A 13,462-nucleotide genomic window follows, 5' to 3' on the forward strand; every position below is an offset into this window, starting at 1 on the left:
AGCGGTCGCGAGCCTGTCATGCGAAGGATGCCGACGGTAATGGTCGCAACCTGCAGAACAATAGATTTGACGCCTTTTCGGGTTTTTTCGAGGAGGGGCCGAAAAATAAAGGGCTCACGTTATCGAGCGCGGGATCGTTTTTGGCAGGTGGGGCAATAGAAGGTGGAACGTCCGGACTGGACGAGCCGCTCCACCACGCCGGTGCATTGAGGTGTCACGCAGGGCTTTCCCTCCCGGTCATAGACCTTGAAGGAATGCTGAAAATAACCCAGCGAGCCGTCAACCTGGGCGTGATCGCGAAGGGTGGAGCCGCCCGCCGTCACGGCTTCCGACAGAACGTCCCGGATCACGTCGGCGAGCTGATGTGCCTTCTCGGTGGGCTTGCCCGCCTTGGTGACAAGCGAGCCCGCCGGAGCCTCGGGGTGAAGGCCGGTGCGGAACAGCGCCTCGCACACATAGATATTGCCGAGACCCGCGATCAGGCGCTGGTCGAGGAGGGCGGCTTTGAGCGGTGTGCGCTTGCCCGCGAACAGGGTGGCGATAGTCTCGCCCGAGAGCTCGTTGCCCAAGGGCTCGATGCCCATCGCGGCAAAGTGCTTGCAGGTCTCGATCTCGGAGCGGGGCACGAGATCCATGAAGCCGAAGCGACGGGCGTCATTGTAAGTGACGCTCGCCCCGTTGGAGAGCTGGAACACCACGTGGTCGTGGGCTCCCAGGCCCCCATGCTCGTGGTGGAACTCCCCCGGCATGCGGGTCTCGCCTCCTTTCGTCACCAGGAAGCGTCCGGACATACCCAGATGCATGATCAGCACCTCCCCGGAAGAGAGATCGGCGAGCAGATACTTGGCCCGACGGCCGAGAGCCCTAACCTCCTGGCCTTCCAGGCGCTCCGCGAACTTCTCGGGAAACGGAAAGCGCAGGTCCGGGCGGCGCTGCATCACCTTGGTGAAGCGTGCGCCTACCATGGCAGGCTCCAGGCCCCGGCGCACGGTTTCGACTTCGGGCAGTTCGGGCATCAACCATCTCTCGGGTTCTTGAGCTTCCTTACATAGCCTTTGGGCCCCGCTTCCGCTATGGATCGCGTCAGTATGTGACATGAGGGTGAAAGAGTATGACCGACGAGAACACCCATTTCGGGTTTCAGTCCGTGCCCTTGGGGGAGAAGCAGGGTCGCGTGAACGAGGTCTTCCGTTCCGTAGCTGGCCGCTACGACCTCATGAACGACCTCATGTCCGCAGGTCTCCACCGGCTCTGGAAGGGCGATCTCGTCGCCTCCTTGCGCCCGCCGAAGGACCGGGCCTTCCGTCATCTGGATGTGGCCGGCGGCACGGGCGACATCGCCTTCCGCATTCTCGAGGCGGGTGGCCCGCAGACCCGCGTGACGGTTCTCGACATCAATGGCGAGATGCTCAAAGTCGGCGCCGAGCGCGCCGGTGACCGCTATGGCGAGCGCATCGATTTCGTCGAGGCGAATGCGGAGGAGCTGCCGCTCGAATCCAACACCTATGACGCCTACACGATCGCTTTCGGCATCCGCAACGTGCCGCGCATCGATGCGGCGCTCCGTGAGGCGCACCGGGTGTTGAAGCCCGGCGGGCGTTTCATGTGCCTCGAATTCTCGAAGGTGGACGTGCCGCTCCTCGACAAGATCTATGACGCCTATTCCTTCAACGTCATCCCGCGCATGGGCCAGATGGTGACGGGGGATGCCGAGTCCTATCAATATCTCGTGGAATCGATCCGCAAGTTCCCGACGCCTGCAGCCTTCGCGCGGATGATCGAGGAGGCGGGCTTCAAGCGCGTCACCTATCGCCAGCTCACGGCAGGCGTCGTCGCCATTCACTCGGGCTGGAAGATCTAAGACGTGATCGGCAGCATCGTCCATCTCGCGCGCAACCTGCGCGCCGGCTTCATCCTCGCCCGAGAAGGCGCGCTCGGTCTTTTCGATCCGAGCGGTCTGCCGCCATCCGCGCGGTTGGGTTTGCGCATGGCGCGCATCATCGAGCGGCGACAGAGCGAGGACGGCGCGGCGCGTCTTTCGAAGGCGTTGACGCGGCTCGGTCCGTCCTATGTGAAGTTCGGACAGTTTCTTGCCACCCGTCCCGATATCGTGGGCGTCGCTGCGGCGCGCGATCTCGAGCGCCTGCAGGACCGCATGCCTCCGTTCCCGCGTGCCCAGGCCGTCGCCACCATCGAGGCGGCGTTGGGCCGTCCCATCGACGACCTCTTCATCGAGTTCAGCGAGCCCTTGGCCGCCGCCTCCATCGCGCAGGTGCACAAGGCACGCATCCGCACACCTGAAGGCGAGGAAATCGTCGCCGTGAAGGTGGTGCGCCCCGGCGTGCGCGAGGGCTTTGCCCGCGACCTGCAGGCGATGCGTGCGGCAGCCCGTCTCTTCGAGCGCATGGTGCCGGACTTGCGTCGCCTGAAGCCGATGGAGGTTGTGGAAACGCTTGCGCGTTCCGTCGCCGTCGAGATGGATCTGCGCTTGGAAGCAGCGGCTGTCTCGGAATTGGCCGAGAACACCAAGGACGATCCCGATTTCCGCGTGCCGAAGCCTGAATGGGATCTCACCGCCCGCGATGTGCTCACCACCACCTGGATCGACGGCATTCGCCTCAACGATGTCGAGGCCATCGAGCACGCGGGCTTCGACCGGGCTGCCTTGGGCCGTACGGTGATCCAGTCCTTCCTGCGCCATGCGATCCGCGACGGCTATTTCCACGCGGACATGCATCCCGGCAATCTGTTTATCGATGCCGAAGGTCGCCTGGTTGCCGTCGATTTCGGCATCATGGGCCGTCTCGGCATGAAGGAGCGCCGCTTCCTCGCCGAAATCCTTCTGGGCTTCATCCGCCGCGATTATCTGCGTGTGGCGCAGGTGCATTTCGAGGCGGGCTACGTGCCGCCGCATCATTCGGTGGAGGATTTTGCGCAGGCCATCCGCGCCATCGGCGAGCCGATCCATGACCGGCGCGCAGACGAAATCTCGATGGCGAAACTGCTTACGCTTCTCTTCGAGATCACATCGCTCTTCGACATGGCGACGCGCACCGAACTGGTGATGCTGCAGAAGACCATGGTCGTTGTGGAGGGCGTAGCTCGTAACCTCGACCCCAAGCTCGACATGTGGACCACCTCCGAGCCCGTGGTGCGCGAATGGATCGAGCGCAATCTCGGGCCTCTCGGCCGCGTCGAGCAGGCGGGCCGAGGGCTTTGGACGCTTGCAGGCGTGATTGGCGACCTGCCGGAGCTGGCGCTGCGCGCCGAGCGCGTGCTCAACCAGATGGAGGAGGTGACGGCGAAAGGTGTCTCCCTCAACCAGGAGAGCGTCGCCGCCATCGGACGCGCCGAGGCTCGCGGCAACCGCTGGGGCGTGGCGGCCTTGTGGATCATCGCCGTCTCGTTGATGATCATGCTGCTGAGAGGTTTTGCATGACGCTTTCGGGAAAACGCATCCTCCTCGTCATCGGCGGCGGGATCGCGGCCTACAAGTCCCTCGACCTGATCCGGCGCCTGCGCGAGCGCGGCGCCTCGGTGCGCTGCATCCTCACCAATGGGGCGCAGCAATTCATTACACCGCTTGCAGCGTCCGCTCTTACCGGACAGCGTACTCATACCGATCTCTTCGACCGCGAGGACGAGGCGGATATCGGCCATATCAAGCTCGCGCGTGATGCTGATCTCGTCGTGGTTGCACCTGCTACCGCCAATCTGATGGCGAAGATGGCGGGCGGTCATGCGGACGATCTCGCATCGACCGTGCTTCTCGCCACCACGCTTCCCATTCTGATCGCACCGGCAATGAATGTGCGCATGTGGCTGCATCCGGCAACCCAGCGCAATCTGAAGATGCTGCAGGATGCCGGCGTCCACACCGTGGGCCCCAACGACGGTGCGATGGCAGAGGCCGAGTTCGGCCCCGGCCGCATGTCCGAGCCGTTGGAGATCGCAGCCGCCGTCGAGCACTTGATCGCGCCGTCCGGCCCGCTCGTGGGCAAGCATGTGATCGTGACCTCGGGGCCGACCCATGAGCCCATCGATCCGGTGCGCTACATCGCCAACCGTTCTTCCGGCAAACAAGGACATGCCATCGCGAAAGCCGCTGCCGCGGCAGGCGCGCGTGTCACGCTGATCTCCGGTCCCGTCGATCTGCCCGATCCTCAGGGCGTCACGACTGTACGTGTCGAGAGCGCGCGAGAGATGCTCGAAGCAACCGAGAAGGCGCTGCCTGCCGATATCGGCATCTTCGCCGCCGCCGTCGCCGATTGGCGCGTGGCCAATGCGGGCGAGCAGAAGATCAAGAAGAAGGATGGCGCATTGCCGAACCTTTCCTTGACCGAGAATCCCGATATCCTCGCCACGATCTCGAAAGCGGCGCAGAACCGTCCCGCGCTCATGGTGGGCTTTGCCGCCGAGACTGAGAACGTGATCGAGCATGCCAAGCAGAAGCTCGTGAAAAAGGGCTGCGATCTCATTGTCGCCAACGATGTGTCGCCCGCAACGGGTGTGATGGGCGGTGAGAGCAACACGGTGCATCTCGTCACTAAGACAGGCGTCGAAACCTGGCCAACGCTCTCCAAGGCGGAAGTCGCGCAAAAGCTGATTGCCCATGTGGGCGCGCTGATCGGAGGCGCAAAGCCATGACGCATGTGTTGCGCGTCCAGCGCCTTCCCCACAATGCGGATCTACCGTTGCCGCGCTACGAGACAGCGGGCGCTGCGGGCATGGATCTTCTTGCCGCCAATCCGGTCGATGCGCCCGTGGTGCTCGCACCCATGGAGCGCAAGCTCGTGCCCACGGGCCTCGTCATTCAGCTGGAACAGGGATACGAGGCGCAGGTGCGGCCCCGTTCGGGCCTTGCCTTCAAGAATGGTGTGACGGTGCTCAACGCACCGGGCACCATCGATGCGGATTATCGCGGCGAGGTGCAGGTGCTGCTGGTCAATTTGGGAACGGAGTCTTTCACGATCACACGCGGCATGCGCATCGCGCAGATGATCGTCGCACCCGTGACCACGGTCTCGCTGGTGGAAGTGAACGTCGTCGATGAGACGGCACGCGCCGCAGGCGGCTTCGGATCGACAGGTTTGGGGTAGAGAAGACGATGAACTTTCTCTCGCGCCGCTCGCTGCTCGCCATCGCCGCCGTCACCGACATCGCGCTCCATGCGCGCCCCATGCCGGTTTCGGCCAAGGCTCTCGCCTCGCGCCACAACCTGCCCCCGCGCTACCTGGAGCCGGTGCTGCAGGCGCTGGTGCGCCAGGGCGTTTTGAAGGGCGTGCGCGGTCCGCGCGGGGGCTATGAACTCGCCCGCGAACGGCGGCGCATCACGGCAGGCGATATCGTGCGCATTGCCATGTCGGCCCAGGACGATGAGAGCGCATCGCCCGTGCCTGAATCGCGCCTTGCGGAAGTGGTGGTGGCGCCGCTTGTCCTGAGAGGAACCGAGGCCTTCCTGTCCGAGCTCGACAAGGTGACGGTGGAGGAGCTGTGCAACAAGGCGCAGGCAGCGGCCGTTATCGAGACAGCCAATCCCGTCGATTTCACGATTTGAATTTGTGAAATAAGGCAATTATCGACAATTCTTGCGAAAAGGATTAAGGTCCTCCCATCTTCACGGAGGATCTTATGGCTGACACCATCAATGCCCAGGGCGCCCAGACAAAGCCCGGCCGCGGCCGCATCTACGGTTCGATCACGGAAACCATCGGCAACACCCCGCTCGTGCGCCTCAACCGGCTGCCGAAGGAGCACGGGGTGGATGCGGAAATCCTCCTCAAGCTCGAATTCTTCAACCCGATTTCCAGCGTAAAGGACCGTATCGGCGTCAACATGGTCGATGCCATGGAAGCGGCTGGCCACATCAAGCCGGGTGCCACGCTGATCGAGCCGACCTCCGGCAATACCGGCATCGCGCTCGCCTTCGTCGCGGCTGCGCGTGGCTACCGGCTGATCCTCGTGATGCCTGAGACCATGTCCGTTGAGCGCCGCAAGATGCTGGCCTTCCTCGGAGCTGAACTCGAACTCACGCCCGGTCCTCAGGGCATGAAGGGCGCGATTGCACGCGCGGAGGAATTGCTCAACGAGATCCCGAATTCGGTGATCCCGCAGCAATTCAAGAATCCGGCGAATCCCGAGATCCACCGCAAGACCACGGCGGAGGAGATCTGGAACGACACCAACGGACAGTTCGATGCCTTCGTGGCTGGCGTCGGCACCGGCGGCACGATCACGGGCGTGGCCCAGGTCATCAAGCCGCGCCTGCCCAACATGAAGGTCTTCGCCGTGGAGCCGGAAGATTCCCCGGTTCTCTCCGGTGGCCAGCCCGGCCCGCACAAGATCCAGGGCATCGGCGCAGGCTTCGTGCCGGATGTGCTCGACCGCTCGCTCATCGACGGTGTCGTGACCATCGGCAACCAGACGGCCTTCGACACGTCGCGCAGGCTTGCCAAGCTCGAGGGCATTCCGGGCGGTATCTCCACCGGCGCGAATGTGGCCGCAGCGCTGGAAATCGCCTCGCGTCCCGAATTCAAGGGCAAGCGCATCATCACCGTCGCGCCGTCCTTCGCCGAGCGCTATCTGTCGACAGCCCTGTTCGAAGGTCTCTGAGACCGCCACCATCAATCATTCAAAGGGCGGCTTTCGAGCCGCCCTTTTTGTTTGCCTCTCGTCCAAGCTTAACCAGAACTTCCCCTCAGCCCTTGGGTTCTCCTTGCAAGCAACGATACCTGTTTCTTGTTTCAAGGAGTTCATCATGGCGGAGCGCAAAGCGCCTCATTCATTGAAAGATCAAGATGCCGCCCAAATCCGCAATGAGCAGCGTGGCGGCATTGATAGCCCCATCGATCCGAACCGCGACGGCGGCCCCGAGGGCAATGCCACCATGCGCAAGGTGTGGGATGAACCCGGCGGTGAGGCTTATGCCTATCGCCAATCGAGAGGCGGCGCCGGCAACCGCGACGAAGACCATTCCGATCTCACCGCCGCCGAAACGCCCGAAGCCACCAAGCACTTAAGCGACGCGACTCTCTCGCCGGACGACAAGGATGCGACGGCGGAAGCCATCGAGCGGGCGACTGCGGTCAACGGTAAAGACAAGCGCTGACAGGAGAGCCTCATGGGTAATGCAGGTTACGGCAATCACACCGAAGACACGAAGCAGCATGTGGACTCCAAGCGGGCGGATCAAAATGCCGGTCGTAAGGATGCGGCGAAGAACAAGTTCGGCGATGCGCCTCCCGCAGCCGGTCCGCACAGCAAGCCGTCACTGACGAATCCTGATGCAACACCCGGCACGGGTGCCTTGCCAGATGTCGGTGATCGTGACGCAACCGATTCCACCAGCTCGTAAAAGGAAACTCATCATGGCGCAGAACCAGAATTCCGGGCCTCGCGCTTCGAACGAGCGGCCCGTTCCGAAAGACGCAGCGCGCAATCCGCGATCCGGATCTCAGGATCGTCCGGGTCCCAGCAGCCCGCTTTCTCAAGGCAATGAAGGCGATACCGGTCCCAAGACCGGTGGTGTCACGGACGGCACCAATGGTCCCGCGTGAATTCAAGCAAGGTGACAACGATGGCTCAATCCGACAAGAAATCGAACCAGGCGACCGAAGCCGATATCGACGCCCCGCGTCTCACGCCTCAGGGCCGTGAAAATCCTGACGCTTCCGGCGAGGATTCCACCAACCCCATGGGTGAGGGTGCGAAGAAAGGCCAGAGCAGCAAGGCTGAAGGCTGACACGTGGTCATCCCGGACGAAGCGTAGCGGAGATCCGGGATCGTGTTCAGGATGAAGCGCTAATCTCGTCTTGCGATCCCGGATCGGCTACGCCGTCCGGGATGACGCTTTGCACATAGAAAAAGCGGCCTTTTTCCATCACACGCCGCCGTCGCGGCCATACACTCGAAAACCTTCGCGCTCGCAGAGGCGTTCGTAATAGCGCTCGACGGATGCAAAACTGCGCCGCTCCAGTGGAATGCTCTTCCAACGATGGATCGACAGGCCGATCACGATATCGGCGCAGGTGAAGGCCGAGCCGGTGATATAGGCGCCGGTGCGCGACAGCTCTTTATCGATCACGCCGACCGCGGCGCAGAATTTGTCCCACGACGCTGCAATCTGTTGCTCGTCCTGAAAGTTCGTATTCTTGCGCACGGTACCCATGAACACATAGCGCCACGTGTTGTTGAAGTCGGAGACCTGCCAGTCCATCCACTTCTCGACATGCGCACGCTCGGCGGGCGTGTTCGGCAACAAATCATGGCGGCCTTCACGCGCCGCGAGATAGCGCACGATGCTGTTCGATTCCCAGAAGATCTGGCCCGCATCCTCCAGCACCGGAATCATGCCGACGGGGGTGAGCTTTTGAAATTCGGGGTCGGTGACAGGACGGGTATCGCCACCCCAATCGATTCTTTCGAAGGGCAGGTCGAGCTCCGCGCAGGTCCAGAGTACCTTCCTCACATTTATGGATTTCGGCTGGCCGTAGATCTTCAGCATCGTGATCCCCATATGAAAGAGGCCGCCCATTGGGCGGCCTTTTGATTGGCTTAAGCGCTCAGCGCTTCCTTCTGCTTCTCGGCGCGCTTGCGATCGTTCGGGTCGAGGATCGCCTTGCGGATGCGGATCGACTTCGGCGTCACTTCCACGAGCTCGTCGTCCTCGATCCAGGCGAGCGAGCGCTCGAGGGTCATGCGGATCGGCGGCGTGAGGCGCACCGCTTCGTCCTTCGAGGTCGTGCGGATGTTGGTGAGCTTCTTGCCCTTCAGCACGTTCACTTCGAGATCGTTCTCGCGGTTATGCTCGCCGATGATCATACCCTGATAGACCTTCCAGCCGGGCTCGATCATCATCGGGCCGCGATCTTCGAGGTTCCACAGCGCGTAAGCGACAGCCTCGCCTGCGTCGTTCGAGATCAGCACGCCGTTGCGGCGACCGGCGATCTCGCCCTTGTAGGGCTCATAGGCGTGGAACAGGCGGTTCATGATCGCCGTGCCGCGCGTGTCGGTCAGAAGCTCGCTCTGGTAGCCGATGAGGCCACGGGTCGGAGCGTAGAACACGAGGCGCTGGCGGTTGCCGCCCGACGGCTTCATCTCGACCATCTCGGCGCGGCGCTCGGACATCTTCTGGACGACGACGCCGGAATGCTCCTCGTCCACGTCGATCACCACTTCCTCGATGGGCTCGAGGAGGTTGCCGGCCTCGTCCTTCTCGAAGACGACGCGCGGACGCGACACGGCGAGTTCGAAGCCCTCGCGGCGCATGGTCTCGATCAGGATCGCGAGCTGCAATTCGCCACGGCCGGACACGAAGAACGAATCCTTGTCGGAGGCTTCCTCGATCTTCAGCGTCACGTTGCCTTCCGCTTCCTTGAACAGGCGGTCGCGGATCATGCGGCTCGTCACCTTGTCGCCTTCGGTGCCCGCGAGCGGGCTGTCGTTGACGATGAAGGACATGGTCACGGTCGGCGGATCGATGGGCTGGGCCTGGATCGGAATGTCGTTCTCGGGCGCGCAGAAGGTATCGGCCACCGAGCCCTTCACGAGGCCTGCGATGGAGACGATGTCGCCGGCCTCACCCACGTCGATGGGCTGGCGCTCAAGGCCACGGAAAGCGAGGATCTTGGACACGCGGCCGGTCTCGACCACGTTGCCCTCACGGTCGAGAACCTTGATCGACTGGTTTGGCTTCACCGAGCCCGAGGCGATGCGGCCCGTGACGATGCGGCCCAGGAAGGGGTTGGACTCGAGGAGCGTGCCGAGCATGCGGAACGGGCCTTCCTCGGTCTTGGCCGGGGGCACGTGCTCGAGCACGAGATCGAACAGGGGCGCAAGACCCTGGTCCTGCGGACCTTCCGGGGACTTCGCCATCCAGCCGTTACGGCCCGAACCGTAGAGGATCGGGAAGTCGAGCTGCTCGTCGGTGGCGTCGAGCGCCGCGAAGAGGTCGAACACCTCGTTGATCACTTCCTGATGGCGGCCATCGGGACGGTCGATTTTGTTGATGGCCACGATGGGGCGCAGGCCGATCTTGAGGGCCTTGGACACCACGAACTTGGTCTGGGGCATCGGGCCCTCGGCGGCGTCCACGAGAACGATGGCACCGTCCACCATGCTCAGGATACGCTCCACCTCGCCGCCGAAATCGGCGTGGCCGGGGGTGTCCACGATGTTGATGCGGGTGTCCTTCCAGACGACCGAGGTCGCCTTGGCCAGGATGGTGATGCCGCGTTCCTTTTCCAGGTCGTTGGAATCCATGGCGCGCTCTTCCACGCGCTGGTTCTCGCGGAAGGCACCGGATTGCTGGAGCAGCTTGTCGACGAGGGTGGTCTTGCCATGGTCGACGTGCGCGATGATGGCGATATTGCGTAGTTTCATTGGGGTCTTTCAAAGCAAAGCAGCCCGGCACGCGGCAAGCGTGGCCGCGCCCCTGGCTCGTACCGGGCGGAAATCTGATGCGCTGCAATATAATGATTACTCTGCGGCGGCAATAGGGCGGGGCAACTCTTCTGCCCGGCTTAGCGCACGAGATGCTCCATTGGGACGGTCATCTGCATGACCAGCCCCTCGCGGAGCCATTGATATTCTATGGTCCCGTAGAACTGGTTCTTGATGCTGCGCTCCACCAGCCGGCTGCCGAACCCACGCCGTGTGGGAGGTTCGGCGATGGTGGGGCCGCCCTTCTCTTCCCATCGGAGATCCAGATTGTCGTTACGGATGGCCCAGCTGATCCGGACCTGGCCGGAGCTGTTCGAAAGGGCTCCGTACTTCATGGCATTGGCAGCGGATTCGTAGAATACCAGGGCGAGGCTCGTGACGGCGCTCTCGCCGATCGGCACGGTTGGGCCTTCGAGAAAGATGGGGGATGCCTCTAGCCTTTCGAGATAAGGTCTGAGCACGGCCTGGAGCAGGTCACTCAAGGTCGTGCCCCTCAGCTCCTGGTTGTTGCCTTGCTCGGTGTCCTCGCCACGGTCCGGAAGGATTAGGTCGTTGGCGCGGGCCATGGCGCTGATCTGCCCTTCGAGCGTGCGGGCGAGTTCCTGCGGATCCTTCGCCGAACGGGCGCTCATAGCCACGAGGCTGCCGGTGACGGAGAACAGGTTTTTGACCCGGTGGTTGAGCTCGTGCAGGAGCAGGCTCTGGAACTGCTCCGCCGCCTTACGATGCGTGATGTCGATCACCGAACCCACATAGCCGAGAAAGGCGCCGTCCTCGCTGAAGCGGGGCGCCGCGGCATCGATGGACCAGCGATAGGTGCCGTCATGCCGGCGCAGGCGGTATTCGAGCTGGAAAGCCTCCCGCTTGGCATTGGCCTTGAGAAACACGTCTCCAGACCATTCGCGATCCTCCGGATGGACGGCATCGAGCCAACCGAAGCCTAAGGCCTTCTCCGGAACCTGACCCGTGAACTCGTACCAGGAGCGAGACAGATAGGTGCAGGTGCCGTCAGGCTCCGTCACCCAGATCATCACCGGTGCATTATCGGCGAGGTTGCGGAAGCGCGCCTCGCTTTCGCGGATCGCCAGATCGGCCTGCTTAGCTTTTGTGATATCGACGGCCGCGCCTGGAAACCGCAGCGGCTTGCCTGTCTCATCATAAAGGCACTGTCCCTGCGCTTCGACCCAGCGGATCGTACCGTCCTTGTGCAGGAGGCGGTATTGCTGGGTGTATTTCTCGCCCGTCGCGATGGCGTGGTCGATGGCTTTCTCGATCCGGCCGACGTCCTCGGGATGAATGCCGGCAAGATAATCGGCGAGGTGCGCGCCTGCTTCCGCCTTATCCGGATCAACCGAGAACATCACCGCGAACCGTGCGTCCGAGTAGAACGTGTCCGTGGGGATATGCCAGTCCCAGGTTCCGATCATGCCGGAGGCGGACAGCGCGTGGGACAGGCGCTCCTGCGTCCGGACCAAGGCGCGCTGAGCCAAAACCTGCTGCGTGGTTTCCGTGCAGGCGCAGAACATACCGGCCACCTGGCCGGATTCGTCCCGCACGGGCGTATAGCTGAAGGCGAAATGGGTTTCTTCCGGGTAGCCGTTGCGATGCATCACGTAGGTGATGTCGTCCATCTGAATGGGCTCGCCCGCATAGGCCCTGTCGAGAATGGGTCCGATCGTATCCAGAATATCGTACCAGACATCCGCGAAGGATTTGCCGAGTGCTGCCGGATGACGCTGTCCGCACATCGGGGCATAGCCGTTGTTGTAGAGCATGACGCGCTCAGGGCCCCATGCAACGAACATGGGCTGCTGCGAGCCGAGCATGAGCGCGACCAGGGTGCGCAGCGGCTGCGGCCATGTTTCCGGACAGCCCAGGGGCGAGGTCGACCAATCATAGGCGCGCATGCGCTCGCCCATCTCGCCGCCGCCTTGGAGGAAGCTCATCGGCTCTGATGTCGGAGGGGCGCTCGGCGAAGATAGGGACGGCAAGACAGCGACCTCCATCAGGCGCGAGGCTTCCGCATCCTCCATGGACGGTGCGGAACCACTTAGCAGGCTTGGCCGCGGAGGTCATGCAAGCCGCTCCCAAAGAGAGGCGCAGGCTCGGTGCTCAACGGTAGGACGAACAATGGATATAGGGCATATCTGTTTTCGTTTCACCCGGCTTGTCGAGCCCGCGCCGCGCATCACCCAAGCTCGAATGTCGTTATGCCGTAGGTTCGCGAGAGAGGCAGATCGGGACGCGGGCCGCGATACATGCGGGCTGTCTCGAAGACCGGCGACAGGCCGTAGCGCGTGGCGAGGCTGACAGCAGCCTTGTTCGGTTCAGGAACGTCCAGAAAGACCGGGACGCCTTTGGTCTTCGCGGCGAGTGCGCGAAACAGGAGATCGGCTACGTTGCCTTCATCGGCGAAGAGCGGCCCGATCTAGAAGCCATTCCTCCAAGTTGCGGTCAAACCGGCGCAAGCCGGCGATGCGGCTCAGTGGGCAGCGTGACGGTGATCGCATCGCCCACGCGAATCTCTCCGCCTGCGAGAACGATTCCCATCACGCCGGATTTACGGACGAGCTCACCTTCGCTGTCACGGCCGAGCACGGCCTTCATGAGGCCTTTCTGAAAGCGGTCGATCTGGACGCAAGGGTTGCGCAGGCCCGTCACTTCCACCACGGCGGATGTGCCGATGTGAAGCTGCGTGCCGACAGGAAGTGACAGCAGATCGATGCCGTGCGTGGTGATGTTCTCGCCCATCTCGCCGGCTGTGACGGTGAAGCCTTTCGCTTCGAGTTCATCGAAGAGTTCGGCATGGATGAGATGAACCTGGCGCAGGTTCGGTTGCGTGGGATCAGCCTTCACGCGGGAGCGGTGCTTCACCGTTTCTCCCGCATGCGCATCGCCCTCGATGCCGAGCCCGGCAAGAAGCCGGATGCTTTCCCTATTCGTTTTCGAAAAGGAATGCGTCGCGCTGCGGCTGACGGCGATGACGGATGCGTTCATATTTGCTTTCTATCGAATGGTTTGC

At 62.7% G+C, this 13,462-nt stretch carries 15 protein-coding genes and 1 pseudogene; 10 read left to right on the top strand and 6 right to left on the bottom strand.

Going from position 1 to position 13,462, the window contains the following annotated elements:
- Positions 1–119: 119 nt before the first annotated feature.
- The gene (mutM, locus tag MJ639_RS05915; RefSeq protein ID WP_243369382.1) at positions 120–1,016 is read right to left on the bottom strand and encodes a bifunctional DNA-formamidopyrimidine glycosylase/DNA-(apurinic or apyrimidinic site) lyase; all 897 of its coding nucleotides are present in this window, start codon (positions 1,014–1,016) and stop codon (positions 120–122) included.
- A gap of 95 nt (positions 1,017–1,111) precedes the next feature.
- On the opposite strand from mutM, the gene ubiE reads away from it, so the two are divergent.
- The 10 genes from ubiE to MJ639_RS05965 all read left to right on the top strand — a co-directional run bounded on the left by ubiE (position 1,112) and on the right by MJ639_RS05965 (position 7,741).
- The gene (ubiE, locus tag MJ639_RS05920) at positions 1,112–1,861 is read left to right on the top strand and encodes a bifunctional demethylmenaquinone methyltransferase/2-methoxy-6-polyprenyl-1,4-benzoquinol methylase UbiE (RefSeq protein WP_243369383.1); all 750 of its coding nucleotides are present in this window, start codon (positions 1,112–1,114) and stop codon (positions 1,859–1,861) included.
- A gap of 3 nt (positions 1,862–1,864) precedes the next feature.
- Positions 1,865–3,439: a 2-polyprenylphenol 6-hydroxylase gene (gene ubiB / locus MJ639_RS05925; RefSeq protein WP_243369384.1), complete on the top strand. Its 1,575-nt coding sequence runs from the start codon at positions 1,865–1,867 to the stop codon at positions 3,437–3,439.
- Positions 3,436–4,647, top strand: a complete 1,212-nt coding sequence (gene coaBC, locus MJ639_RS05930) for a bifunctional phosphopantothenoylcysteine decarboxylase/phosphopantothenate--cysteine ligase CoaBC (protein ID WP_243369385.1) — start codon at positions 3,436–3,438, stop codon at positions 4,645–4,647. Before ubiB ends, coaBC begins: the two co-directional genes overlap by 4 nt.
- Entirely contained in the window at positions 4,644–5,099 is a 456-nt protein-coding gene (gene dut / locus MJ639_RS05935) for a dUTP diphosphatase (protein ID WP_243369386.1), read from the top strand. The genes coaBC and dut overlap by 4 nt, the downstream gene beginning before the upstream one ends.
- 8 nt (positions 5,100–5,107) lie before the next feature.
- A complete protein-coding gene (locus MJ639_RS05940; protein WP_243369387.1) occupies positions 5,108–5,557 on the top strand; it encodes an RrF2 family transcriptional regulator in 450 nt (149 codons plus the stop codon).
- A gap of 74 nt (positions 5,558–5,631) precedes the next feature.
- Positions 5,632–6,612 carry a cysteine synthase A gene (cysK, locus tag MJ639_RS05945; RefSeq protein WP_243369388.1) on the top strand — a complete coding sequence of 327 codons (981 nt, stop codon included), beginning with the start codon at positions 5,632–5,634 and terminating at the stop codon, positions 6,610–6,612.
- A gap of 145 nt (positions 6,613–6,757) precedes the next feature.
- Complete coding sequence (locus MJ639_RS05950; RefSeq protein WP_243369389.1) at positions 6,758–7,108, top strand: hypothetical protein; 351 nt, start codon at positions 6,758–6,760, stop codon at positions 7,106–7,108.
- Positions 7,109–7,120: 12 nt separating this feature from the next.
- Positions 7,121–7,354: a hypothetical protein gene (locus MJ639_RS05955; RefSeq protein ID WP_243369390.1), complete on the top strand. Its 234-nt coding sequence runs from the start codon at positions 7,121–7,123 to the stop codon at positions 7,352–7,354.
- 13 nt (positions 7,355–7,367) lie between these two features.
- Positions 7,368–7,556 carry a hypothetical protein gene (locus MJ639_RS05960; protein ID WP_243369391.1) on the top strand — a complete coding sequence of 63 codons (189 nt, stop codon included), beginning with the start codon at positions 7,368–7,370 and terminating at the stop codon, positions 7,554–7,556.
- 20 nt (positions 7,557–7,576) lie between these two features.
- Complete coding sequence (locus MJ639_RS05965; protein WP_243369392.1) at positions 7,577–7,741, top strand: hypothetical protein; 165 nt, start codon at positions 7,577–7,579, stop codon at positions 7,739–7,741.
- A gap of 138 nt (positions 7,742–7,879) precedes the next feature.
- Here MJ639_RS05965 and MJ639_RS05970 read toward each other — a convergent pair whose 3' ends face one another.
- The 5 genes and pseudogenes from MJ639_RS05970 to MJ639_RS05990 all read right to left on the bottom strand — a co-directional run bounded on the left by MJ639_RS05970 (position 7,880) and on the right by MJ639_RS05990 (position 13,437).
- Complete coding sequence (locus MJ639_RS05970) at positions 7,880–8,503, bottom strand: glutathione S-transferase family protein (protein ID WP_243369393.1); 624 nt, start codon at positions 8,501–8,503, stop codon at positions 7,880–7,882.
- A gap of 50 nt (positions 8,504–8,553) precedes the next feature.
- Positions 8,554–10,380, bottom strand: a complete 1,827-nt coding sequence (gene typA, locus MJ639_RS05975; protein WP_243369394.1) for a translational GTPase TypA — start codon at positions 10,378–10,380, stop codon at positions 8,554–8,556.
- Between the two features lie 140 nt (positions 10,381–10,520).
- The gene (locus MJ639_RS05980; RefSeq protein ID WP_243369395.1) at positions 10,521–12,386 is read right to left on the bottom strand and encodes a PAS domain-containing protein; all 1,866 of its coding nucleotides are present in this window, start codon (positions 12,384–12,386) and stop codon (positions 10,521–10,523) included.
- 242 nt (positions 12,387–12,628) lie between these two features.
- Positions 12,629–12,868: pseudogene (locus tag MJ639_RS05985) on the bottom strand (GNAT family N-acetyltransferase); the annotation flags it as partial.
- Between the two features lie 26 nt (positions 12,869–12,894).
- Positions 12,895–13,437: an MOSC domain-containing protein gene (locus tag MJ639_RS05990; protein ID WP_243369396.1), complete on the bottom strand. Its 543-nt coding sequence runs from the start codon at positions 13,435–13,437 to the stop codon at positions 12,895–12,897.
- Positions 13,438–13,462: the final 25 nt, after the last annotated feature.

This window comes from Microvirga solisilvae (assembly GCF_022808595.1).
Taxonomy (GTDB): Bacteria; Pseudomonadota; Alphaproteobacteria; order Rhizobiales; family Beijerinckiaceae; genus Microvirga; species Microvirga solisilvae.